The 23,275-nt window shown below is 70.1% G+C and carries 19 protein-coding genes; 14 read left to right on the top strand and 5 right to left on the bottom strand.

The window, feature by feature from the left end; genetic code table 11:
• Positions 1 to 6: 6 nt before the first annotated feature.
• From OG975_RS08290 to OG975_RS08280, 3 genes are all read left to right on the top strand, one after another.
• Positions 7 to 471: a PH domain-containing protein gene (locus tag OG975_RS08290; protein ID WP_406328467.1), complete on the top strand. Its 465-nt coding sequence runs from the start codon at positions 7 to 9 to the stop codon at positions 469 to 471.
• Positions 472 to 670: 199 nt separating this feature from the next.
• Positions 671 to 2,008 (top strand): hemolysin family protein, encoded by a 1,338-nt coding sequence (locus OG975_RS08285; protein ID WP_406328465.1) that lies wholly within the window; start codon positions 671 to 673, stop codon positions 2,006 to 2,008.
• A complete protein-coding gene (locus OG975_RS08280; RefSeq protein WP_406328464.1) occupies positions 2,005 to 3,093 on the top strand; it encodes a hemolysin family protein in 1,089 nt (362 codons plus the stop codon). Before OG975_RS08285 ends, OG975_RS08280 begins: the two co-directional genes overlap by 4 nt.
• Positions 3,094 to 3,356: 263 nt before the next feature.
• On the opposite strand, the gene OG975_RS08275 is transcribed toward OG975_RS08280, so the two are convergent.
• Together OG975_RS08275 and OG975_RS08270 are read right to left on the bottom strand one after the other, a co-directional pair.
• On the bottom strand, positions 3,357 to 5,222 hold the full coding sequence (locus OG975_RS08275) for an AAA family ATPase (RefSeq protein ID WP_406328462.1): 1,866 nt from the start codon (positions 5,220 to 5,222) through the stop codon (positions 3,357 to 3,359).
• Positions 5,223 to 5,650: 428 nt separating this feature from the next.
• Positions 5,651 to 6,304 (bottom strand): uridine kinase, encoded by a 654-nt coding sequence (locus OG975_RS08270; protein ID WP_406328461.1) that lies wholly within the window; start codon positions 6,302 to 6,304, stop codon positions 5,651 to 5,653.
• Positions 6,305 to 6,535: 231 nt separating this feature from the next.
• Here OG975_RS08270 and OG975_RS08265 point away from each other — a divergent pair, with 231 nt between their 5' ends.
• From OG975_RS08265 to OG975_RS08255, 3 genes are all read left to right on the top strand, one after another.
• A complete protein-coding gene (locus OG975_RS08265; RefSeq protein ID WP_406328460.1) occupies positions 6,536 to 7,492 on the top strand; it encodes a hypothetical protein in 957 nt (318 codons plus the stop codon).
• An 83-nt stretch (positions 7,493 to 7,575) separates the two neighbouring features.
• Entirely contained in the window at positions 7,576 to 9,117 is a 1,542-nt protein-coding gene (locus OG975_RS08260; protein WP_406328459.1) for an amino acid permease, read from the top strand.
• A gap of 242 nt (positions 9,118 to 9,359) precedes the next feature.
• Positions 9,360 to 10,712: a peptidase C39 family protein gene (locus OG975_RS08255; RefSeq protein WP_406328457.1), complete on the top strand. Its 1,353-nt coding sequence runs from the start codon at positions 9,360 to 9,362 to the stop codon at positions 10,710 to 10,712.
• 52 nt (positions 10,713 to 10,764) lie between these two features.
• Here the strand turns inward: OG975_RS08255 and OG975_RS08250 are convergent, their stop codons facing one another.
• Complete coding sequence (locus OG975_RS08250; RefSeq protein ID WP_406328455.1) at positions 10,765 to 12,096, bottom strand: M1 family metallopeptidase; 1,332 nt, start codon at positions 12,094 to 12,096, stop codon at positions 10,765 to 10,767.
• A gap of 364 nt (positions 12,097 to 12,460) precedes the next feature.
• Here OG975_RS08250 and OG975_RS08245 point away from each other — a divergent pair, with 364 nt between their 5' ends.
• Positions 12,461 to 12,607, top strand: coding sequence for an SCO1431 family membrane protein (locus OG975_RS08245; RefSeq protein ID WP_327427187.1), 147 nt, complete (start codon positions 12,461 to 12,463; stop codon positions 12,605 to 12,607).
• Between the two features lie 147 nt (positions 12,608 to 12,754).
• On the top strand, positions 12,755 to 13,414 hold the full coding sequence (locus OG975_RS08240; RefSeq protein ID WP_406328454.1) for a TetR/AcrR family transcriptional regulator: 660 nt from the start codon (positions 12,755 to 12,757) through the stop codon (positions 13,412 to 13,414).
• 52 nt (positions 13,415 to 13,466) lie between these two features.
• Here the strand turns inward: OG975_RS08240 and OG975_RS08235 are convergent, their stop codons facing one another.
• Complete coding sequence (locus OG975_RS08235) at positions 13,467 to 14,705, bottom strand: glycoside hydrolase family 18 protein (RefSeq protein ID WP_406328453.1); 1,239 nt, start codon at positions 14,703 to 14,705, stop codon at positions 13,467 to 13,469.
• A gap of 321 nt (positions 14,706 to 15,026) precedes the next feature.
• Here OG975_RS08235 and OG975_RS08230 point away from each other — a divergent pair, with 321 nt between their 5' ends.
• From OG975_RS08230 to OG975_RS08220, 3 genes are all read left to right on the top strand, one after another.
• On the top strand, positions 15,027 to 16,199 hold the full coding sequence (locus tag OG975_RS08230) for an acyl-CoA dehydrogenase family protein (protein WP_406328451.1): 1,173 nt from the start codon (positions 15,027 to 15,029) through the stop codon (positions 16,197 to 16,199).
• A gap of 524 nt (positions 16,200 to 16,723) precedes the next feature.
• Positions 16,724 to 17,836, top strand: a complete 1,113-nt coding sequence (locus OG975_RS08225) for a hypothetical protein (protein ID WP_406328450.1) — start codon at positions 16,724 to 16,726, stop codon at positions 17,834 to 17,836.
• A 13-nt stretch (positions 17,837 to 17,849) separates the two neighbouring features.
• Entirely contained in the window at positions 17,850 to 18,962 is a 1,113-nt protein-coding gene (locus OG975_RS08220; protein ID WP_406328448.1) for a phosphotransferase family protein, read from the top strand.
• A gap of 25 nt (positions 18,963 to 18,987) precedes the next feature.
• Here the strand turns inward: OG975_RS08220 and OG975_RS08215 are convergent, their stop codons facing one another.
• Positions 18,988 to 19,425, bottom strand: coding sequence for a hypothetical protein (locus tag OG975_RS08215; protein WP_406328446.1), 438 nt, complete (start codon positions 19,423 to 19,425; stop codon positions 18,988 to 18,990).
• A 266-nt stretch (positions 19,426 to 19,691) separates the two neighbouring features.
• Between OG975_RS08215 and OG975_RS08210 the strand changes: the two genes are divergently transcribed.
• From OG975_RS08210 to OG975_RS08200, 3 genes are all read left to right on the top strand, one after another.
• Positions 19,692 to 20,132, top strand: coding sequence for an Lrp/AsnC family transcriptional regulator (locus OG975_RS08210; protein ID WP_327427179.1), 441 nt, complete (start codon positions 19,692 to 19,694; stop codon positions 20,130 to 20,132).
• 67 nt (positions 20,133 to 20,199) lie between these two features.
• Entirely contained in the window at positions 20,200 to 21,825 is a 1,626-nt protein-coding gene (locus OG975_RS08205; protein ID WP_406328444.1) for an amidohydrolase, read from the top strand.
• Between the two features lie 541 nt (positions 21,826 to 22,366).
• Positions 22,367 to 23,161 carry a polyprenol monophosphomannose synthase gene (locus OG975_RS08200; RefSeq protein ID WP_406328443.1) on the top strand — a complete coding sequence of 265 codons (795 nt, stop codon included), beginning with the start codon at positions 22,367 to 22,369 and terminating at the stop codon, positions 23,159 to 23,161.
• The last annotated feature ends 114 nt before the right edge of the window (positions 23,162 to 23,275 follow it).

Genomic DNA, 23,275 nt, shown 5'->3' with positions numbered 1-23,275 from the left:
CGAGCCATGTCGGACTCCCACCAGACCCCCGCCCTTCCCGTCACATTCCGGCCGTCCCGCACCCGGGCCGTCCTGCTCACCGCCGGTGCGGCGATCTTCGTGGTCATCGCGACGGTCGCGATGCTCCTGGAGCAGCTCAGCCCGGGGGAGCGCGTCAGCTTCGTCTTCACGGCGGCGTTGCTCTTCGCGGTGCTCCTGCTGCTCTCCCGGCCCAAGGTCGTCGCCGACGAGACCGGCGTCACCGTCGTCAACATCGCCAGCAAGCGACACCTGGACTGGGCTGAAATCCTTCAGGTCAACCTCCGCCCCGGCGACCCCTGGGTGTTCCTCAACCTCAGCGACGGCACCAGCCTGCCCGCGCTCGGCATCCAGCCGGGCATCGCCAAGCAGCGCGCGATCGAGGACGCTCGCGCCCTGCGTGCCCTCGCCGAGGCGCGGTCCATCCGCGACCCCGAGCAACATCAGGGCTGACTCTCAGCCTTCCACCCTGCCCTGCGGGCCCATGTCTTGATTAATCTGTTGGCGGAGGCGTTTTCGTTGCGCCTCCGCCTCTGATGTGCCGCCCGGCATTCAGAGGCCCCCTGCTATCCGAGGAGTGACTCCCTCCAGCGATGGACGGATCGTCCTGTAGTACCTGCGCCGCCCCCTCCCGACATATCGAGGCGGCGGCATGACCATCCCCCTGCTGCTCCTTGGGGCGGCGTTTCTGCTGATTCTGGCCAACGGCTTCTTCGTCGCGGCGGAGTTCGGCCTGGTCACGGTCGAGCGCCCCGACGCCGAGAAGGCCGCGGCCGACGGCGACCGACGGGCCCGTACGGTCGTCGAATCGCTCAAGGAGCTGTCCTTCCAGCTCTCCGGCACCCAGCTCGGCATCACCATCACCTCGCTCGTCGTCGGCATGCTCGCCGAACCGGCGCTCGCCGAACTGCTGCACGGACCCTTCGCCGCGATCGGGCTGCCCGCGGGCGCCGTGTCCGGCGTCGCCGTGGTGGTCGGCATGCTGCTCGCCGCGGCCGTGCAAATGGTCATCGGCGAACTCGTGCCCAAGAACTGGGCGGTGTCCAAGCCCCTGCAGGTCGCCCGCTTCGTCGCGGGCCCGCAGCGTGTCTTCTCCCGCCTGTTCCGTCCGGTGATCGCCGCGCTCAACGCGGTCGCCAACCGGCTCGTACGCGCCCTGGGCGTCGAGCCCGCCGAGGAGCTGGCCTCCGCCCGCACCCCCGGCGAACTCGTCTCCCTGGCCCGGCACTCCGCGCAGGCCGGCGCCCTGGAGCAGGACACCGCGGATCTCTTCGTACGGACCATCTCGCTCGCCGACCTGACCGCGCAGCACGTCATGACCCCGCGCGTGAAGGTCAGCGCCCTCCAGTCCTCCGCGACCGCCGAGGACGTCGTCAACCTCACCCGCGCCACCGGCCTGTCCCGCTTCCCCGTCTACCGGGAGCGGATCGACGAGATCGTCGGCATGGTGCACCTCAAGGACGCCCTCGCGATCCCCTCGCACGACCGGCTGCGTACCCCGGTCGGCCGGATCGCCCAGGCCCCGCTGCTCGTCCCGGAGACGCTGCCCGTGCAGCCCCTGCTGGAACAGCTGCGCAGCGAGCAGCCGATCGCCGTCGTCGTCGACGAGTACGGCGGTACGGCGGGCGTGGTCACCCTGGAGGACATCGTCGAGGAGCTGGTCGGCGAGGTCCGCGACGAGCACGACGGGCAGGACCTGCCCGAACTCGCCGCCGCGCCGCCCGAGGACGGCCGGCCCGCCTGGGACGCCGACGGCAGCTGCCGGGTCGACATCCTGCAGCGCATAGGCCTCGACGTGCCCGAGGGTCCGTACGAGACCGTCGCCGGCCTCGTCGCCGATCTGCTCGGCCGGATCCCCGCCCCCGGCGACAGGGCCGAACTGCCCGGCTGGCGCCTGTCGGTGCGCCAGGTCGGGCACTACCGCGCCGAACGCGTCCGCCTGGTGCGGACCGCGCCCGTCGCGGAGCCCATTGCGGAGGCTGTCCGATGAGCGTGCTCCAACTTCTCTTCGCCGCCCTGCTGGTGCTCGCCAACGGCTTCTTCGTCGGCGCCGAGTTCGCGCTCGTCTCCGTGCGGCGCAGCCAGATCGAACCGCTGGGGACCGCGCGGGCCCGACAGGTCCTGTACGGCCTGGAGCGGCTGCCGCAGATGATGGCCGCGGCCCAGTTCGGCATCACCGTCTGCTCGTTGACGCTCGGCGCGGTCGCCGAGCCGACCGTCGCCCATCTGCTGGAGCCGGGCTTCGAGGCGGTCCGTCTGCCCGAGGGGTTGATCCACCCGCTCGGATACGTCATCGCGCTCGCCCTCGTCGTCTTCTTCCACCTCGTCATCGGCGAGATGGTGCCGAAGAACCTGGCGATGGCCGCGCCCGAGAAGACGGCGCTGTGGCTCAGCCCCGGCCTTGTCGCCTTCGCGCGGCTGTGCCGGCCGGTCACGGTGGCCCTCGGCGCGTGCGCGCGGCTCATCCTGAAGCTGTTCGGTGTGGAGCCCAAGGACGAGGTCGAGGCGGTCTTCACGAGCGAACAGCTCAACCGTCTCGTCGAGGACTCCGGTCAGGCGGGCCTCCTCGACCCCGAGGAGCAGGAGCGCCTCGAAGACGCCCTGGAGCTGGGCTCCCGCCCGGTCACCGACGTCCTCCTGGACCGCGACTCCCTGGTGACCGTGGGCCCCTCGGTCACCCCGGGCCAGATCGTCGCGCTCACCGCGCGCACCGGGTACTCCCGCTTTCCGGTGGTCGCCGAGAACGGCGCCTTCATGAGCTGCTACCTGCATGTGAAGGACGTGCTCGACCTGGAGGAGTCCGAGCGGGCGGTACCCCAGCAGATCTGGCGCCCGATGACGACCCTGCGCTCCGAACTCCCGCTGGACGACGCCCTCACGGTGATGCGCCGCGCGGCGACGCACCTCGCGCAGGTCGCCGACGCGTCCGGCAAGGTGCTGGGTCTTGTGGCCCTGGAGGACGTACTGGAGCTGCTGGTCGGCGAGGTACGCGACCCGGCCCACCGCGAGGTCCCACCGGTACGCGTCTCGGACCCACGCCCCAGCGAGGCGGCGGAGGAGGCCCTGGCCAGCTGACCCACCGGCCCCGTGGGTTGTGCGTCGGCTGCGGGCCGGTGGGGGCCGTTCGCGCAGTTCCCCGCGCCCCTGAAGGCGCGGGGCTTCGCCCCGCGATCCCCCGCCCGCCCTGGTTCGTTCGGCTGCGGGTGGGTGGGGGCTTGTCGCGCAGTTCCCCGCGCCCCTGAAAGGGGCGCGGGGAACTGCGCAATCTTTTAGCGGGGGTCTGGGGGCGGAGCCCCCAGGGATGGGACGGGTAGGGGCGGCGGGGGCGAAATCCGTCGTCACATCGCCGACGGATCCTGTGGCCCCCGGCCCGACAGAACCTCCCCGTACGCCTGCATAAGATCCGGCAGCCGAAGCGTGGACAGGTCGTCGCGCGACAGGGTGCCCGGATAGCCCGAGAGCCGCAGATCCCGGTACGCGCAGCTCTTCTCGTACAGGGTGCGCAGAAAGCGCCCGTTGCCGAGCTCGTCGATCCAGCCCTGGTCGACGACGTGCCCGGCAATAGAGCGCAGCTCGTCCAACGCCTCCTCGTCCCAGATGTCACCGTTCTCGGCGGCCAGCACCTCGCCGATGGAGGTGAGTTCGAGGGGGCGGTAGGAGGGGAAGTCGACGCGGGTGGTGAAGCGGGAGGAGAGGCCGGGGTTGGCGGCGAGCAGGCGGTCCATGCCCTCCGGGTAGCCGGCGAGGATGACGACGAGGTGGTCCCGGTTGTCCTCGGCCCGCTTCAGCAGGACTTGCAGGGCCTCGTCGCCGTACGCGTCGCCCTTGCCGTACCCGGAGTTGGACAGGGAGTACGCCTCGTCCACGAAGAGGACTCCACCGATCGCCGAGTCGATCAACTCGTTGGCCTTCACGGCCGTTTGGCCGAGGTACTCGCCGACCAGGTCGGCCCGCTGGGCCTCGACCAGGTGGTCGCCGCCGAGCAGCCCGAGCGCGTAGAAGACCCGGCCGAGGATGCGGGCCACGGTGGTCTTGCCGGTGCCGGAGGGGCCGGAGAAGACGAAGTGCCGCTTGGGCGGCTGGACCGGGAGGCCCTGCCCGGCGCGCAGTCTCGCCATGTTCAACTGCGCCGACAGCGCCTTGACTTGGCGCTTCACGGGCTCCAGGCCCACCATGCGCTCCAGCTCGTTGAGCGCGTCTTCGAGTAACGCGGGGTCGGTCGGCCCCGCGGGCAGCGGCTGCACCGGGACCACGGCCTTCTCGCGCACCGCATCGGTCTCGGGAGGCAGCGCCCCCGGTGGTGCGAAGTCGGGCTCCGAGAGCTTCAGGTCCCGTCCCTCGCCGCCGAACAGCGGATCCACGCCGTCCGGGCCCTCCATCACGTCCTGCCCGACACCGGCGAGCGTGATCGCCGCCAGGTCGGCGGCGGCATCGTCGTACCCGTCGCCCTCGGAGATGGCCGCGAGCCGCGCCGAGGTGTCCATGAAGGAGGGGTCGACCCGGTGTACCGCCCGGTACAGGGGCAGCGCGGCGGCGGACCGCCCCGTGCCCTCGTGCGCCCGCGCCAGCCAGTACCGCAGCTCCTTGCGCTGCGGCTGCTCGCTGCGGCAGCGCATCAGGGCGGAGGCGAGGAGGGGCTCGGCCTGGCCGAACATCTCCAGGCGGACCCGGGCCATCCCGCCGAAGAGGCCGGCCTCTATGCCCAGCATGGGATCGTCGATCAGCGGATCGGTGTGCCGGACCAACTGCTCCCAGTCCTTGACCAGATAGGCGCGGCACGCGTGCAGGAACCGCACCTGGGGGTCCGTGTCGACGGGGGGCAGGCCGGCCAACGCCCGGTCCAGCTCCGGGACATGGCGTCCGTCGAGCCAGTGCGAGGCGTGCGCGAGCAGCAGATCGCGCGGGCTCTCCAGCACCGGCTGCACCCACCAGCCCAGCCAGTACCAGGAGTTGAGGGTGCGCCGGTGACGGGTGCGCTGCTCCCCGAAGCGGTCCCGGTGCCGGAACATCCGCAGCAGCGCGGTCGTCGTGTCCACCCGCAGCGCGTGCAGTCCGAGCCAGCCGTCCGCCATGCCCGGGTCCATCCGGACCGCGGTGCGGAACTCCTCCTCCGCCTGCGGATAGGCGCCCATCGTGTAGGCGTCCACGCCTCGCATCCAGGCGAGGTCGGCCGGGGCCTCGGGGCCCTGCGTGCCGAAGTCCATCACGTCCCCCACAAACCGTGCCCCCGATGGTTCTCCGAGCGGGCCGGTGCCCGTCGGCAGCCTAACCGCTGTGCCGCGGACGGGAGTTGCACCGGTGCGCAGAGCAGCCGTCCGAAGGTCGCACCGAGGGCATCGTACCTGCGGTACGTACGCGGGCCGAAGGGTGCCGCACACCCCGTTCCACGAGGTGGGAGCAGATGGGGCGCACTTCGCACGGTGACCGAGGGTGAGCAAATCGCGGCGCGCAGCGTCCGGAAAGAGGGGGTGTGGGCAGAACGAAGCCCCCGATCACGGGGGAACAACCGGGGGCTTCGCGACTGCGGGCGGCTTCGAAAGACCGCACATTCAGAACGTAAGTCCTGTACGGCCCCCCGGTCAAGCCGAGTTGAAGCACTGAGAGAACTTCTCACGCAAGGGTCTTCACAAGTTCAGCACACTGCGGATGGTCCGTCACCGTGAGTGATGAACTGGTCCGGTCCAGAGGTCTCAACGGGCCCCGGCAGCACCTCGTATCCCTCGGAACACTGCCGCACCAGAAGATCGGCGAACGGTCTTGAGGGGTCCTTGGTGAAGTGTTGGCGCTCGGCGCGGACCCATCCGGCCCAGAACTCGCTCTGCGCCTCCCCGTCCCGCCGCTGCCCTCGCGCCCAGGCCTCGTCGTGCGGCAACTCCATCCACAGCAGTCGCGCGAGGAACGGGCGCATCGCGCGGCGGCCCGCCCCGACGCCCTCCAGAAGGATGACGGGTGCGGGCGGCAGCTCATGGACCGGCCCGAAACTCCGGGCGATCCAGTCGTAGGGGGTGTAGCGCGCCGTCTCGCCGCGCCGCAGTGGTTCGACCACCTGGCGCAGCAGTCGCTCCGTCCATGCGAAGAGCTCCTCGTGCGTCGCGATGTCGTCGAGGTGCAGCACGGGTGCGCCGTCCAGTGCCGCTGCCAACTGCCCGGCGAATGTGGTCTTTCCCGAGCCCGCGTGCCCGTCGACGCCGATCAGCCGGACGGGGCCGCAGGAGGGCGGCAGCCGGCGCAGGTGTGAGGCGAGGTCGTGAATGGGGCTTCCCGGAGTGCGATGAGGTGTTGGCATATTCCTGTGGAACATTCTATCGGCTGGCGTTCACAGCGGAGTCATGGGTACCGAATAGTGCCGTATTGAACCACTCATTGAACATTCCTCAAGTACTCATTTCACTCCTTCCATAAGCCGTGGACGTCACGGAAGCAGGTATTTCGGAAACGCCGTTCCGGTTCCCCCTGATGCTGAGTAGGGTGCCTGTTGCGCAACTGTGAAGCGTCGTACGGGGATGGACAGGGGAAGATGGCCGCGGGGTTATTCGAGGGGCAGTATGTGTGGCATCCGGCGGCCGACGACCGCAGACTCGCGAGCGTCTGCGTGGATGTCCGGGCCGGCCGCTATCTGAGCGCCCATGAAGCCCTGGCGGAGACGCGCGGCGACTTCGGACTGCGTGCCCACCGCTCCCTGGTCCTGGCCTCCGAGGCCGCCGACTCCGACCTCGCCGAGCGCTGGCTGGCCGAGGAGCCGACCCCCGAGGCCGCCCTGATGTGGGCCCGCGTGGCCGTCCTGCGGGCGCTGCGCGCGGCGGACGCCAAGGACGACCGGGCCGAGGCCCTGGAGCGCATAGCGCTGACCGCGTGCGACCGGGCCGCGGCGACGGACCCCGCCGATCCCACGCCCTGGGTCGCCAAACTGGCCATGGCCCGGCTGCACGATCTGCGCGACTCCGCCCCGCAGGGCCTGCTCACCCAGCCGCCCGGCCCCTGGCGGCTGTTCTCGCACATCCTCCGCCTCGATCCCTGGAACCGTGAGGGCCACCACCGCTTCCTGACGTTCTTCTTCACGCGGTACGGCGGCTCGGTGAACGCCGCCTGGGACGTCGCCGCCTTCCTGAGCCAGCGGGCCCCCGCCTCCTCGCCGCTGCGGCTGCTTCCGCTGGTGGCCCTGGTGGAGAGCTACAACCCCTCGCAACTCCTCGTCGACCGCACCTGGGAGCAGCCCCAGTGGCGCGCCACGGCGCTCGCGATCTACCAGAACTGGCTGCCGCAGCTGCCGGGATACCGGTTCACACCGGTGCTCGACCTGGCGTATCTGGCGCACGCGCTGTTCATGTCCCAGCGCGAGTTCGAGGCGCGCGCGGTCTTCATGGCCATGGGGCCGTACGCCTGCCGTATGCCCTGGAGCGTGTTCGGCGAGCCCGAGGAGCAGCTCTCCCGCGCCCGCCGCTCCTGCGGCCTGCCCGTGCCGGGAGGCGCCTGACCCGGCAGCCCGGACCAGTTCTCCGGCCCCCCCAACCCGGCCACCCTCCAGTCTTCCGGTCAACCCCCAGAGAAAGGTCAGTTGTGTCAGAACGGATATCGGCCCCACGCGCGAGAGGCCGCGCCGGCGAGGAATCCGCCGAGCTCGACGACGACGCGATACTTCATGCGATGGGATATCCGAGAAAGCTCACGCGCCGATTCCAGGCGTTCGACAATTTCGCGATCTCCTTCACCATCATCAACATCGTCTCGGGAATTTTCTCGGCCTTCGGATTCGGTATGAATGCCGGCGGTCCGCGCATTCTCGTGTTCGGCTGGATCGGCGTCTCCGTCATGGTGCTGTTCATCGGCGCCGCGATGGCGGAGGTCGCCTCCGCCTATCCGACCAGTGGAGCGCTCTATTTCTCCGCCGGAAAGCTCGCCAAGCGCCACAAGGGTGCCTGGTCCTGGTACACGGGCTGGCTGAATTTCGTTGGTCAGGTGGGCGGCACGGCCGCCACCGGGTACGCGGCCGCCACCTTCATCCAGGCCTTCATCGCCCTGCAGTGGCACTCGTACGAGCCGACGGCCCAGCAGACGGTCCTGATCACGGCGCTCATCATCGTGATCCAGGGTCTGGCCAATACCTACACCGTCCAGCTGGTCGCCCTGATCAACCGGATCTCCGTGTGGTGGCTGCTGATCGGGCTCCTCGTGATCGTGAGCACACTGATCGTGATGCCCGACGATCACCAGTCGGCGTCGTTCGTCACGCATTTCGTGAACAACACGGGTTTCACGAACGGCCTTTACGGGGGGATGCTCGGCCTGCTGGTCACCAGTTGGACCTTCACGGGCTTCGACGGCAGCTTCCACATGTCCGAGGAAACGGTGCGGGCCACGGTCAACGCGCCCCGGGGGATCACGCGGGCGATCGGCTATTCGGCGATCACCGGACTGATCCTCATGCTCGCCCTTGTGTACAGCATTCATGATTATGACCAGGTGGCGAGCTCCTCGGCGCCGCCTGTGCAGATTCTCATCGATGGCCTTGGCATGGGCATGGCTAAGGTGATCCTGCTGATCGTGATCGGGGCCATGCTCTTCTGCGGTCTGGCCAATCTCACCAGCAACACCCGGCAGATCTTCGCCTTCTCCCGGGACGGCGCGATGCCGGGCTCCCACTGGTGGCACTCGGTCTCGCCGCGCACCCGTACCCCCGTCAAGGCCGTGTGGCTGGCGGTTGCCTGCTCGGTGGCCCTGGTCATCCCCGGCTGGTGGTCGCACACGGCCTTCACCGCCATCGTCAGCGTCAACGTCGTCGGACTCTTCCTCGCCTACGCCGTGCCGATCTTCCTGCGGCTGCGGCTCGGTGACGAGTTCCAGACCGGCCCGTGGAACCTGGGCCGCTGGAGCAAGCCCGTCGGCTGGGTGGCCGTGATCTGGATCCTCGCCAGCAGCGTGCTGTTCATGCTGCCGCAGGTCTCGCCGATCACCGGCGACACCTTCAACTACGCGGGGATCGCCCTCGCCGTGGTGCTGATCATCGCCACGGTGTGGTGGTTCGCCACGGCCCGCCGCCGCTTCCAGGGGCCGGTCAGCTACGGACGGCCCGACGAGGTCGCGGCGATGGACCTCATCTGACCCGCACGCCCTTGACCCGCACGCCCTCGGCCCCGGTGTCCGCCGGGGCCGAGGGCGTCGCAGGTCATGCCAGTGGTCCCGACCAATATTGGTGGGCGCGCCGGAGGCCGAAGTGCTGGCAGAAGTCGGCTTCCGGCGTCCATAGTTGGCCCACAGCCGTGCACTGGTACCACGTCTGCACCCGCCGCTCCATGCCGTGCGTCTGAACCGTCGCTTCCGGACGAACTGGGGGTCACCCACCCATGACCAGAGCTTCAGAGCCGTCCCGCAGAGCCATCCTGGCCGTGGCCGTCGCCGCGGCAGCCACAGGTGCCGCGGGCCCCGCGGCCGCGGCCACCCCCGCGGGGCCGGCCGAAGCCCCCGCCCGCCTCGTCGACAACCGTGCCTGGACCTCGTACACCGACTGGCGGAGCGGTAGCGCGCAGGGCACGCGGGCCGTGCCGGGCGTCCGTCCCGGTCTGGTGATCGCCGCCCCGGCCGGCACCGCCGACTACACGGACCCGCACACCGGCAAGACCTCCACGTGGGAGTACGCGACCTGGACCGCCCCGGTCCACCGGCTCGCCGTCCCCTCCACCGAGGTCATCGCCTCCTGGAACGCGCGCACCCCGGCGGGCACCTGGCTCCAGGTCGAGCTGACGGGCACGTACTCCGACGGCACGGACACTCCCTGGTATGTGATGGGCCGCTGGGCGGCCGGCGACCAGGACATCAGGCGGACCTCCGTGGACGACCAGAGCGACGGCAAGAGCACCATCTGGACGGACACCTTCTCCATCGACGACGCCGCCTCGGGCCTGCGGCTTCTCTCGTACCGGCTGCGGCTCACCCTCTACCGCACCCCCGGCGCCAGGATCACGCCCATGGTGTGGCGGCTCGGCGCGATGGGCTCCGACATCCCCGACCGCTTCACCGTCCCGGCCACCACACCCGGCCTCGCCCAGGAGCTGAGCGTCCCGCGCTACTCGCAGGAGATCCACGCGGGCCAGTACCCCGAGTACGACAACGGCGGCGAGGCCTGGTGCAGCCCCACCTCCTCGCAGATGATCATCGAGTACTGGGGCCGCAAGCCGACGGCGGAGCAGCTGGCCTGGGTCAACCCGGACTACTCCGACCCGCAGGTGTGCCACGCGGCCCGCTTCACCTACGACTACCAGTACGGCGGCTGCGGCAACTGGCCGTTCAACGCCGCCTACGCGTCGACGTACAAGGACCTGCAAGGCGTGGTGACCCGACTCGGCTCCCTCACCGACCTGGAGACGCTGATCGCCGCGGGCATCCCGGCCATAACGTCCCAGTCGTTCCTCAAGTCCGAGCTGACGGGGGCGGGCTACGGCACTTCGGGGCACCTCATGACCGTCATAGGGTTCACGGCGGACGGCGACGTGATCGCCAACGACCCGGCGTCGCCGGGCGACGAGGCGGTGCGCCGGGTCTACAAGCGGTCCGAGTGGGAGACGATCTGGCTCCGTACCAAGAGGTACAACGCCTCCGGGAAGGTCGTCTCCGGTACGGGCGGGGTCTGCTATCTGTACTTCCCGGCACATCCGTCGGCACGGCAGTGCAAGGCGCTCGCGGCGGTCGGCATTCGCTGAACTCCGCGCGGGGCGGCCCCTCTTCATATGAGGAAGGGCCGCCCCGCGGCGTTCAGCTCTGGACCGGATTGACCACCCAGTCCGGGTGGTTCGGCATCGGCGGGGTCTTCGCCCCGTACAGCCACGGGTGCAGGAAGCCGTCGAGGTCCTCGCCCGCGACCTTCGACGCCAGGTCGATGTAGTTCTGCGTACTCGCGGTCTTTCCACGGTACTTGGTGACCCAGGCCCGCTCGATCTTCCCGAACGTCTCCTGGCCGACCTTCTCGCGCAGCGCGTACAGGACGAGCGCCGAACCGTCGTAGCGCATCCGCTTGAAGAGGTTCGGTTCGGTCGGCTCGGCCGGGGCGCCGTAGTCGTGGCGCCACTGGTCGTGGTTCGCGTACGCCGTCTTCATGGTGTCCTCGAAGACCACGCCGCCGTGTGCCTCCGAGTACAGCCGCTCGTAGAAGCGGGCGTGGCCCTCGCTCAGCCACAGGTCGGACCAGGTCTTGATGCCGACGCTGTCGCCGGTCCACTGGTGGGTCAGCTCGTGCACCAGGTTCCGCTCGGCGCTGACCTGGTCGCCGAGCAGGTCGGCCTTCGGGATCAGGGAGAGCGTGTTCGTCTCCAGGGCCACGCCCAGGTCGGTGTCGCCGACGAGGAGGCCGTACCGGTTGAAGGGGTACGGGCCGAGCCGCTCCTCCAGCCAGGCGATGTGGTCGGCGGTGAGCTTGCGGTACTGCTCGGTCGACGCGACCAGGTCGTCAGGGACCACGTCGCGGATCGGCAGCCCGTGCGGTCCCGTGCTGTCGACGAGGGTGAACTTGCCGATCGCCAGCTGGGCGAGCTGCGTGGCCAGCGGCTGCTCCGAGTCGTACGTCCACCGCACGCGTCCGTCGGCCTGTTCGGCGCGGTCGGTGAGCTTGCCGTTGGCGACGGCGGTGAGGCCCGGCGGGGTGGTGATGTGGAAGGTGATGGGCGCGCGCCGGCTCGGATGGTCGTTCGACGGGAAGATCATCTTGGCGCCGTTGGGCTGCGGATAGAGCACCGTGCCGTCCGGTGTCGGGATCCAGCCGTAGTCCTCGATGGCGTCGTCGCGGTGGCGGATCTGCGTCGGGTCGGCGGTGTAGGTGACCTTGACGGTGAAGGCCTTGCCCTGGGCGAGGGGCTCGGCCGGGGTGATCGCCAGCTCGTCGCCGTCGCGTACGGCGGTGGCCGCCTTCCCGTTGACGGTCACCGTGTGCAGGGTGTTGCCCGCGAAGTCCAGGTCGAAGCGGGACAAGGCCTGGGTGGCGGTCGCCTTGATCGTCGTGGCCGCCTCGAAGGGCGTCTTCGGTGCCTGCCAGTCGAAGTCGAGAAGGTAGCGGCTGACCTTGTATCCGCCGTTGCCGTCGAGCGGGAACATCGGGTCGCCGAGACCTGCCGCACCGGGGGACGGGGCGCTGTGCGGCGAAGGAGCGGCTTGTGAGACCGGACCCGTTAAGGCCGCCGCCACGGTGATCGCCGCCGCCAGGGCCAGGCGGGCTCTGCGGCGAGGCGTCCGGAACGTGCTCATCAGGGACCTTTCGGTTGGCTGACCACTGTCGTGTGATGAGACGCACAGACTTCTCACATCGTTGTGGAATCCGGCGGCATTCGAAGCTCGTCGAAGTGTTCGGCGTGACCAAGGTCTCTACCGCTGAAACCCGCTTCGGTGGCAAGGTGGTCGAGTCGGTGGGGAGCCGACGGGGGCGGGGGACACCACCGCACCACTACGTCAGCGAGATGCCATGACCGCGAGCTCCGCCACCGCCGCCCGTCTCCGTGCCCGCACCGGAGGCCCCAAGGAAGACGGCCCCAAGATCCTCGAACACATCGCGGGCTGGACCTTCGTGGTGGTCCTCGCGATGCTCGTCACCCAGCTCGGCCTGCTGTGAGCTGAGCCCCTCGGGTTCATGGGCCGAGGTCTCGCGAGACAGCCCGCCGCGAGACCGTGCCCCCGGTCGATCAGAGTCGAACGAGCAGGTGGCATCGGTCTGCCATACTGCCAACGTCCCGCTGGCAGTTGGAGACCAGGGCTCAAATTGAATCATAGTCAACAGCACGGCGTCGACCGCCCCCGGGCGCGCGGCACCGATCGCTCACTGGCGCGCCGCGCCGAACTCATCGCCATCGGACGGAAGTTGTTCGCCGACACGTCGTACGACGCGCTGTCGATGGACGACATCGCACGGCAGGCACATGTCGCCAAAGGGCTGATCTACTACTACTTCAAATCCAAGCGCGGCTACTACCTCGCCATCGTCGAGGACTCGGTCGCGGATCTGGTCTCCCGGGCGGCAGGCGGCCTCGAACTCCCCCCGGCGGAGCGGGTGCACCGCACCATCGACGGCTATCTGCGCTATGCCGAGCACAACCAGGCCGCGTACCGCACGATCATCACCGGCGGCGTCGGTTTCGACACCGAGGTGCAGGCCATACGCCAGGGCGTGCGCGAGGTCATCGTCCAGACCATCGCCGAAGGCGCGTACGGCAGGCGCAAGATCGCGCCGCTGCCCCGCATGGCGCTGCTCGGCTGGCTCTGCAGCGTGGAGGGCGCCACCCTCGAATGGATAGGCCACCAGGGGCTGCCGCGCGACACCATGCGCGAGCTGCTGGTGAAGATGCTGGGCGGCGCCCTGCGCGCCGTCGAGGAGCTCGACCCCTCCTATCAGGCTCCGCCGGCCGCACGCCGGGACACATGAGCGAGGGGCGGGGGCCGCATGGGCCCCCGCCCCAAGTCCCGTACTGCCAGGGCTAGTTGATCGACTTGATCAGTTCGCCGTTCGAGGTGTCGCCGCTCAGCTCCCAGAAGAAGGTGCCGCCCAGGCCCTGCGCGTTCTTGTAGCTCATCTTGCCCGCGATGGTCGACGGAGTGTCATAACTCCACCAGTTGGTCCCGCACTTGGCGTACGCGGTGCCGCCGACCGTGCCGGTCGCCGGGCACTTCGTCTTGAGCACCTTGTAGTCGTCGATGCCCTGCTCGTACGTTCCCGTCGCCGGGCCGGTCGCCGTGCCGCCCGGCGCCGCCTGGGTGACGCCGGTCCAGCCGCGCCCGTAGAAGCCGATACCGAGCAGCAGCTTCGAGGCCGGGATGCCGAGGCCCTTGAGCTTGGCGATGGTCGCGGAGGTGTAGTAACCCGCCTTCGGGATGCCGGTGTACGAGTTCAGCGGCGAGTGCGGGGCGGTCGGCCCGGTCGCGTCCCAGGCGCCGAAGAAGTCGTACGTCATCGGGTTGTACCAGTCGACGTACTGCGCCGCTCCCGCGTAGTCCGCCGCGTCGATCTTGCCGCCCGCGGTGGCGTCGGCCGTGATCGCCGCGGTGACCAGATTGCTGGAGCCGAACTTCGAACGCAGCGCCGACATCAGGTTCATGAACGCTGCCTTGCCGCTGGTGTCACAGCTGTTGCCGCAGGCGTTGGGGTACTCCCAGTCGATGTCGATGCCGTCGAAGACGTCCGCCCACTTGGAGTTCTCCACCAGGTCGTAGCAGGACTGGGCGAACGCGGCCGGGTTCCTCGCGGCCTCGCCGAAACCGCTCGACCAGGTCCAACCGCCGAACGACCAGAGGACCTTGAGGTTCGGGTGTTTCTTCTTCAGCTTGCGCAGCTGGTTGAAGTTGCCGCGCAGGGGCTGGTCCCAGGTGTCGGCGACACCGTCGACGGACTGGTCGGCGGTGTAGGCCTTGTCGGTCGCCGCGTACGAGTCGCCCATGGCGCACTTGCCGCCGGTGACGTTGCCGAAGGCGTAGTTGATGTGGGTCAGCTTGGCGGCCGAACCGGAGGTCTCGACGTTCTTGACGTGGTAGTTCCGGTCGTAGACGCCCCATTCGGTGAAGTAGCCGACGACCTTGGACCCGGCCGCCTTCGGCGTCACAACGGCGGAGGACGCGGTGGCGGTGCCCGCGCCGGCGAGCAGTCCGGCGCCGAGGACGGCGCAACACGCGGCGGACACGAGCGCCCGGAACCGGGAGCGGGGACGGTGCGAAATGTGCATCGGGTGTCTCCTCGTGGGGGAGAGGGGAGCGTGCGCCGATTGGCATGAACGCGATGAAGTGATGGTCCGAAACAGTAGGAGGACTAGACCAGTGCGTCAATGGTTCGGACCAATTTCGGGTGAGGGAACTTTTCTTGGAGTGAGCGGTCGTTAACTGGTGACGGGATGCCTTCGAACGGGCATACTCACAGCGCAGAGCCGCTGGTCAGCAGCTTCCGAGACCCGGGAGTGCGAGCATCGGCCGGCACTCGGTGAGACCGGCGGAGCCGCCCCACCCAAGGCGCTTTCGCCGAGGTGCCCGACAGGGAGGAGAGCGTCGCCATGCCTGACCGCGCCCCGCAGCCGGTGGACCGTCAACTGCCCACGGACGAGGCCCGGGATCTGATCTCGCTCGTCCGCGACATCGCGCAGCGCGAGATCGCTCCCAAGGTGGCCGAGGAGGAGGATGCCGGGCGCTTCCCGCGTGACGTCTTCCGCCTGCTCTCCGAGTCGGGACTGCTCGGACTGCCCTACGACTCCGAGTACGGCGGGGGAGACCAGCCGTACGAGGTCTACCTCCAGGTCCTCGAAGAGCTGGCCGCGGCCCGCCTCACCGTCGCCCTCGGCGTGAGCGTGCACTCGCTCGCCTGCCACGCCCTCGCGAACTACGGCACCAAGGAGCAGCAGGCCGAACATCTGCCCGCGATGCTCGGTGGCGGCCTCCTCGGCGCGTACTGCCTCTCCGAGCCTTCCTCCGGTTCTGACGCCGCCTCGCTGCGGACCAAGGCGGCGAGAGACGGTGACCACTGGGTGATCACCGGCACCAAGGCCTGGATCACGCACGGCGGCATCGCCGACTTCTACACCGTGCTCGCGCGCAGTGGCGGGGAGGGTCCCCGTGGCATCACCGCCTACCTGGTGCCCGGTGACGCCGAGGGGCTGAGCGCCGCGCCGCCCGAGAAGAAGATGGGCATGAAGGGCTCGCCCACCGCCCAGGTCCACTTCGACGGGGTGCGGGTCCGCGACGACCGGCGTATCGGTGACGAGGGTCAGGGCTTCGCGATCGCCCTGTCCGCGCTCGACTCCGGGCGGCTCGGCATCGCGGCCTGTGCCGTAGGTGTCGCCCAGGCGGCCCTTGACGAGGCCGTGGCCTACGCGACCGGCCGGCAGCAGTTCGGGCGGCCGATCTCGGACTTCCAGGGGCTGCGCTTCATGCTCGCGGACATGGCGACACAGATCGAGGCGGGCCGGGCGCTCTACCTGGCCGCGGCCCGGCTGCGTGACGCGGGCCGGCCGTTCTCCAAGCAGGCGGCCATGGCCAAGCTGCTGTGCACGGACACCGCGATGAAGGTCACCACGGACGCCGTCCAGGTGCTCGGCGGGTACGGCTACACCGCCGACTTCCCGGTAGAGCGCTATATGCGCGAGGCCAAAGTCCTCCAGATCGTCGAGGGCACCAATCAGATCCAGCGGATGGTCATCGCCCGTCACCTCGCGGGGCCGGACTCGCGCTGAGCGGCCCGTCACCTCGCGGGGCCGGACTCGCGCTGACCTGCCCGTCCCCCCGTGGCTCCCGGCTCGCGCTGAACTGTCCCTCGTCCCGTGCGTCCAGCATCGCGCTGAACTGGGCGTATCCGTACATCGCCGACGGTGCCGCGAGTCGGACCCACTCCGGGTCGTGGCACCCCGGCAGCGTGCGCCCGCGATCGGCCCAGGTGCGGATCAGGGCGCGGTAGATGGGGGGATCCTGGGCCGGCGGAGGTGTCTGCCGAACCGATTCTGCCGGAGCCGGGACGAGGATCCGGTGCCGACGCCCGGTCGCGGAATATGTGGGGGTCATACGAGGGCAACGCGCGGGCGGGCGGACAGGTCACCCGCCCGGGGAATCGAGCGTGAGTTCGCGAGGAGCCCGTACGGGGGGTTCCGTCCGTGACGCGAGATCTGGTCCCGGGCCTTTATCTGACGTACCGTCAACTACGCCGCCGGGGGCCGCACCCCTCCGGGCGACGTCAACTGCCGTGCGCCCAGGGAGGCTTGCCGTGCCCGACGACCGCCCCGTAGCACTCGACGAGTACCCCGTACACCAGGTGCCCCTGTCCATGAAGCATGTCGCGACCAGCGACCGGAACGCGTACGACCGCTGTATCTTCCACGTCCTCGACCACCAGGGGCGGGCGCTGCTGATCCTGGGCCTCGGCGTCTATCCGAACGTCGGAGTGATCGACGCCTACGCCACCCTGCGCCTCGGTGACCGCCTGCACGCGGTACGGGCGTCGGACGCGCTCGGCGACGACCGCATGAACCTCGCCGTGGGACCCCTGCGGATCACCGTCGAGGAGCCGCTGCGCCGGCTGCGCCTCCAGTCGGACGACGACTCCCTGTCGTACGACATCACCTGGACCGCCGACTTTCCGGCCATCTGGGAACCGCACCACATCCAGCGCCGCGGCGGCCGGCTCACCCTGGAGGGGCGCCGCTTCGTGCAGGCGGGCGGCGCCCGGGGGATCATCCGCGTCGACGGCGAGGAGATACCCGTCTCGGCGGGCGAGTGGACCGGCACCCGTGACCGCAGCTGGGGAGTGCGCCCGATCCCGGGGGAGGAAGGCGGCCGGCTCGCGGACGACAACCCGACCGAGGGGTTCCACTGGCTCTGGTGTCCGGTCCGGTTCGACGACCGTTTCCTGATGGTCATCGCCCAGGAGGACGCCGACGGCCACCGCTCACTCAACGACGCGACGCTCGTACGTGAGGGGCGGCGCGACCTCCAACTCGGGTGGCCCCAGGCCGACATCAGCTATCGCTCCGGTACCCGCCACCCCTTCTCCGCCGTCGTCCACCTCACGGATCCGGTGGACCGCAAGCCCCTCGAACTGGGCGTGGAGGTGCTGACCTCGTCGCCGCTCGCCGTCGGGGCGGGCTATCCGCCCGCCGACGACTGGCAGCACGGCACCTGGCGCGGCCGTGACTGGACCGACCGGCGCGTCTACGACCTCGCCGACCCGGCCGCGCACCCCCTCGCCGTGTACGGGGTGATCGACCACGCCGCCCGCTTCACGCTGGACGGGCAGGTCGGCTACGGGATCTTCGAGCACGGCTCGTTCGGCCGCCACGATCCGAGCGGCTTCACCGGATTCGACTCGGTCGCGCCCTGATTGGAGTGGTGAGATGGCCACGGCACCGCGTCCCCGTACGACCACGCGTGACCCGGAGGAACTGGCACACCGGCTGACGGCCTGGCTCGCCACGCGGCTGCCCGGCGCCAGGGCGGTGAACATGACCGTCCCCGAGTCCAACGGCATGTCCAGCGAGACCCTGCTCTTCGACATCGAGCACCCCGAACCGCCCTTGCGTTCCTGCGCGTTGAGGCTGGCGGCGGACCCGGCGGCGTACACCGTCTTCCCCGTCTACGACATGCCGCGGCAGTACCGCACGATGCGCCTGGTCGCGGAGCGCACCGATCTGCCGGTGCCCCGGGTGCTGTGGCTGGAGGAGGACTCCGGGCCGCTCGGGGCGCCGTTCTTCGTCATGGACCGGATCGAGGGGCGCGTGCCCCCGGACGTCATGCCCTATACGTACGAGGGGAATTGGCTGCACGCGGCGAGCGACGAGGAGCGTGAGCGCCTGGAGGCGGCCTCGACGGGGCTCCTCGCGCGGCTGCACGACCAAGTCCCGCTGAAGGAAGCCGACTTCCTGGCTCTGCCGGGTGACGGCAGTCCCTTGCGCCGTCATGTGCGAGCCCAACGCACGTACTACGCATGGGTGGTTGACGGACTGTCACGATCGCCGCTGATCGAGAGCGCCTTCGACCGGCTCGACGAGTTGTGGCCGCGCGACGAGGGCGAGGCGGTGCTCAACTGGGGTGACGCGCGCATCGGGAACGTCATCTACGACGGCTTCGAACCCGCCGCCGTCCTCGACTGGGAGATGGCGGCCCTGGCCCCGCGCGAGGTCGACCTCGGCTGGACCGTCTATCTGCACCGCTTCTTCCAGGACCTCACCGTGAGCTTCGGGCAGAGCGGGCTGCCCGACTTCCTGCGCCGTGACCGCGTGGAGCGACGCTATGCCGAACTCACCGGCCACACACCGCGGGACATGGAGTTCTACACGCTGTACGCCGCTCTGCGGCACGCGATCGTCATGCTCCGCGTCGCCTACCGCCAGGTGCACTTCGGTGAGGTCGCCGTACCCCCGGACCCGGACACACTGATCCTGCACCACGGCAGCCTGCGAGCCATGGTGCAGGGCAGCTACTGGCAAGGACCGGGCGTCGTCCGCTGAACGCGCTCGCCGGGTGCGAGGACGGTCAGGCGGCCTGGCGCCGCATCTCGGGGACCCGCATCGGGCGCGAGCCCGGACCACCCACGTGGGAGAACGGCTGCGTCCGCCAGTCGAGGCCCTGAGGGAGCGTCAACAGGAGGGCGGTGTCCTGCTCCTGGAGTTCGGCGGACTCGTCCGCGGGCCGTGCGTCGGCCGCCGCGCGGCCCGTACCGGAGCAGACCGTGAGCCCGAAGGGGTTCCACGGCGAGGCGCACAGCGCGTGCTCGGGCAAGGCCTCCTCGTCGGCCAGGAGCGCGATGGACTGCGCGCAGTCCGGGCAGATCACCCGGTACATCTCGAAAGTGTCGTACGCGTCGAACTCCTCGCCGTCCAGGGCGTCGGGTTCGACGCCCTCCGGCTCGGGCTCGAGAACGGGCTGCTGCCGCTTGGACGCGGTACGACCTGGGCGCTTAAGACTCTGCATGGGTTTCTCCCCCTCGGGTGGGCCGACAAGGCACTGCGGCCTCGACCACAGCAAGCACTTCCCGTCCCGTCTCTGCGGTAATCACGAGAACATCACGGACCCGGTTGCGGCCATGTGGCGTTCGTCACATGCCGCCCGCAGGTGCCTGGCCCGGTGGATTTGTCCCCCGGGTGGCGTACACCTGACTCTAAGCCACATCACAAACCGGGTATGACCTGCGCCGCTGAGTATCCGGGGGGATCAAGGGCCCTGTAGGTTCTTGCGTCATGGAGGAGCTGGACCGACAAATTGTGCAGCTGCTCGTCGCAGACGGGCGGATGAGTTACACCGACCTGGGCAAGGCCACGGGCCTGTCCACGTCTGCCGTGCATCAGCGGGTGCGCCGGCTGGAGCAGCGCGGCGTCATCCGCGGCTATGCCGCGGTCGTGGACCCGGAGAGCGTAGGGCTGCCCCTGACCGCTTTCATCTCGGTGAAGCCGTTCGACCCCAGCGCCCCGGACGACATCGCGGAACGCCTCGCCGGCGTCCCCGAGATCGAGGCCTGCCACAGCGTCGCGGGCGACGAGAACTACATCCTCAAGGTGCGGGTATCCACCCCGCACGAACTGGAGGAGCTCCTCGCGCGGCTGCGCACGCTCGCCGGCGTGTCGACACGGACGACGGTGGTGCTGTCGACGCCGTACGAGGCGCGACCGCCCCGCATCTGACGGGGTTTGCGGCTTTTCGCGGCCCCCGCGCGCGGGGCGGGCGCTCACAGGCGCGAGACTGTTCCCCATGAGTGAGAGCACCGCCTCGTCGGACACCGTGCTGTTGCGCGGTGGAGAAGTCCACAGCCCCGCCGACCCCTTCGCCACCGCGATGGTCGTCGAACACGGGCACGTCGCGTGGGTCGGCTCCGAAGGCGCGGCCGACGCCTTCGCGGACGGCGTCGACGAGGTCGTGGACCTCAAAGGCGCCCTGGTCACCCCGGCGTTCACCGACGCGCATGTGCACACCACCGCCACCGGGCTCGCGCTCACCGGCCTCGACCTGTCCGACGCCCCGTCCCTGGAGGCGGCGCTCGCTCTCGTACGGGACTTCGCGGCCGCCCGCCCCGCCGACCGGGTCCTGCTCGGCCACGGCTGGGACGCGGCCCGCTGGCCCGGCGGACGTCCTCCGGCGCGCACCGAACTCGACGCCGCGACCGGCGGGCGCCCGCTCTACCTCTCCCGTATCGACGTGCATTCCGCCGTGGTCACCACCGCGCTCCTGGACCTGGTCCCGGGTGTCACGGCACGCGCCGGGTACTCGCCCGACGGCCCGCTGATCCGCGACGCCCACCACGCGCTCCGCGCCGCTGCCCTCGGTGCCATCACGGAAGGGCAGCGCATCGAGGCCCAGCGCGCCGCGCTCGCCCACGCCGCCTCGCTCGGCATCGGCTCCGTGCACGAGTGCGCGGGCCCGGAGATCTCCTCCGAGGACGACTTCACCGGGCTGCTGCGGCTCGCCGCCGAGGAGCCCGGCCCCCGGGTCGTCGGCTACTGGGCCGAGTGGGCCGAAGAGGGCGTGGCGAAGGCGCGGGCACTGGGCGCGATCGGCGCCGCGGGCGACCTCTTCATCGACGGCTCGCTCGGCTCGCACACCGCCTGCCTGCACCAGCCGTACGCCGACGCCGAGCACACCGGCACGGCCTATCTCGACACCGCCGCGGTCGCCGCGCATGTGGTGGCCTGCACCGAGGCGGGCCTCCAGGCGGGCTTCCACGCCATCGGGGACGCCGCGGTGACCTCCGTGGTCGAAGGGGTGCGCGCGGCGGCGGAGAAGGTCGGCCTGGCCCGCGTGCGCGCCGCCCGGCACCGCGTCGAGCACGCCGAGATGCTCACCCCGGAAACGATCGCCGGCTTCGCCGAGCTCGGCCTCACCGCCTCCGTGCAGCCCACCTTCGACGCGCTGTGGGGCGGCGAGGACGGCATGTACGCCCAGCGCCTGGGCGCCGAACGGGCCCGGAGCCTCAACCCCTTCGCGGCCCTGCTGCGCACCGGCGTGCCGCTCGCCTTCGGCTCCGACAGCCCGGTCACGCCCCTCGACCCGTGGGGCACCGTCCGCGCCGCGGCCTTCCACCGCACGCCGGAGCACCGGGTGTCCGTACGCGCCGCGTTCACGGCGCATACGCGGGGCGGCTGGCGGGCCATCGGACGGGACGACGCGGGAGTCCTGGTGCCGGGCGCGCCCGCCGACTACGCCGTGTGGCGCACCGCCGAGCTCGTCGTGCAGGCCCCCGACGACCGGGTCGCGCGCTGGTCCACCGACCCCCGCTCAGGCACCCCCGGACTGCCTGATCTGACCCCCGGGAACGACCTGCCCGTCTGCCTGCGCACCGTGGTGGCCGGACGGACGGTATTCGTACGGCCTAACGAGTGATGTCCCGGGGTGGCGCGCCCTTGATCATCGCCCGCCACTCCGTCTCGCGACCTGCGCATCCTCCGCGCTGACCAGGCGATTGAGGGAAAAACCGCAGGTCAAACGGCTGTTGACAGCTGGCCGCAGGTGGCCGGTAGGTTCGGCCGGGTCCACCACCGGACGTCCGACCGGGGAACTTCCGCGCGGCCTCGAAGCGCCGCTGGGTCAGGGGTGGTGTGCCGCACCGGCGCACCACCACTGGGAGCCAGGCCCAGCGCCCGTGCAACGAGGCGAGGGAACGTTCCGACAAGTCGGCAGGTGTGACCCGGGTGGGGCCCGGACGTTCAGTAGACAACGGCTTTCGGTCGACCCGCAGCCAGCGGGTCCCTGGTCGGCCCGAAGGGCGCCGGGCCCCGATCCGCAGCACACGAGTTTCCGCCCCAGGGCGTCGGCTCTTACCCGCCTCTTGTCGAATCGACACCCCCGTACTAACGCGGCGAGGCAACAGCGCAGGTTGAGCGCACTATGGTGGACCCCTGCGTACGGACACGAAGGGGCAGCAGTGAACGACGGCGACGGGACCCTCGCGGTAGGAGCCCAGGGGAGGCAGTTCGGCCCGCTCGGCGAGGCCTTGGTGATCATTCCGACCTACAACGAGGCGGAGAACATCAAGAAGATCGTCGGCCGGGTACGTGCCGCCGTGCCCGAGGCGCATGTCCTGGTGGCCGACGACAACAGCCCCGACGGCACGGGCAAGCTCGCCGACGAGCTGGCCGTCGAGGACGACCACGTCCAGGTGCTGCACCGCAAGGGCAAGGAAGGCCTCGGCGCCGCCTACCTCGCGGGCTTCCGCTGGGGCATGGAGCACGGCTACGGCGTACTCGTCGAAATGGACGCCGACGGCTCGCACCAGCCCGAGGAGCTGCCCCGTCTGCTGACCGCCCTCAAGGGCGCCGACCTCGTGCTCGGCTCGCGCTGGGTGCCGGGCGGGCGGGTCGTGAACTGGCCCAAGTCCCGCGAGTTCATCTCCCGCGGCGGCAGCCTGTACTCCCGTGTCCTGCTCGACGTGCCGATCCGCGACGTCACGGGCGGCTACCGCGCCTTCCGCCGCGAGACCCTCGAAGGCCTCGGCCTCGGCGAGGTCGCCTCGCAGGGGTACTGCTTCCAGGTCGACCTGGCCCGCCGCGCCGTCAAGGCGGGCTTCCACGTCGTCGAGGTGCCCATCACCTTCGTCGAACGGGAACTCGGCGACTCCAAGATGAGCCGCGACATCCTCGTGGAGGCCCTGTGGCGGGTCACCACGTGGGGCGTGGGCGAGCGGGTCGCGCGGATCAAGGGCCGCAAGTCCTCCTCCTGAGCGGCGCCGGCCGGGCGCTCGGTACGCAGTCGGGGCCATACGCAAAGCCGCGGTGCCGGCGCACAGCCCCGGTCGCCGATCCACAGCCGCGGTTGATCATCCGCTTATCCCGTA

The organism is Streptomyces sp. NBC_00203 (assembly GCF_045206325.1).
Taxonomy (GTDB): Bacteria; Actinomycetota; Actinomycetes; order Streptomycetales; family Streptomycetaceae; genus Streptomyces; species Streptomyces lutosisoli.
This window is presented reverse-complemented; position numbering and strand designations above follow the sequence as displayed.

Bases quoted from the DNA above. Each gene is read 5' to 3' on its own strand.
- OG975_RS08290 (WP_406328467.1), top strand. From the start codon at position 7: ATGTCGGACTCCCACCAGACCCCCGCCCTTCCCGTCACATTCCGGCCG.
- OG975_RS08285 (WP_406328465.1), top strand. From the start codon at position 671: ATGACCATCCCCCTGCTGCTCCTTGGGGCGGCGTTTCTGCTGATTCTG.
- OG975_RS08280 (WP_406328464.1), top strand. From the start codon at position 2,005: ATGAGCGTGCTCCAACTTCTCTTCGCCGCCCTGCTGGTGCTCGCCAAC.
- OG975_RS08275 (WP_406328462.1), bottom strand. From the start codon at position 5,222: ATGGACTTCGGCACGCAGGGCCCCGAGGCCCCGGCCGACCTCGCCTGG.
- OG975_RS08270 (WP_406328461.1), bottom strand. From the start codon at position 6,304: ATGCCAACACCTCATCGCACTCCGGGAAGCCCCATTCACGACCTCGCC.
- OG975_RS08265 (WP_406328460.1), top strand. From the start codon at position 6,536: ATGGCCGCGGGGTTATTCGAGGGGCAGTATGTGTGGCATCCGGCGGCC.
- OG975_RS08255 (WP_406328457.1), top strand. From the start codon at position 9,360: ATGACCAGAGCTTCAGAGCCGTCCCGCAGAGCCATCCTGGCCGTGGCC.
- OG975_RS08250 (WP_406328455.1), bottom strand. From the start codon at position 12,096: ATGTTCCCGCTCGACGGCAACGGCGGATACAAGGTCAGCCGCTACCTT.
- OG975_RS08245 (WP_327427187.1), top strand. From the start codon at position 12,461: ATGACCGCGAGCTCCGCCACCGCCGCCCGTCTCCGTGCCCGCACCGGA.
- OG975_RS08235 (WP_406328453.1), bottom strand. From the start codon at position 14,705: ATGCACATTTCGCACCGTCCCCGCTCCCGGTTCCGGGCGCTCGTGTCC.
- OG975_RS08230 (WP_406328451.1), top strand. From the start codon at position 15,027: ATGCCTGACCGCGCCCCGCAGCCGGTGGACCGTCAACTGCCCACGGAC.
- OG975_RS08220 (WP_406328448.1), top strand. From the start codon at position 17,850: ATGGCCACGGCACCGCGTCCCCGTACGACCACGCGTGACCCGGAGGAA.
- OG975_RS08215 (WP_406328446.1), bottom strand. From the start codon at position 19,425: ATGCAGAGTCTTAAGCGCCCAGGTCGTACCGCGTCCAAGCGGCAGCAG.
- OG975_RS08210 (WP_327427179.1), top strand. From the start codon at position 19,692: ATGGAGGAGCTGGACCGACAAATTGTGCAGCTGCTCGTCGCAGACGGG.
- OG975_RS08205 (WP_406328444.1), top strand. From the start codon at position 20,200: ATGAGTGAGAGCACCGCCTCGTCGGACACCGTGCTGTTGCGCGGTGGA.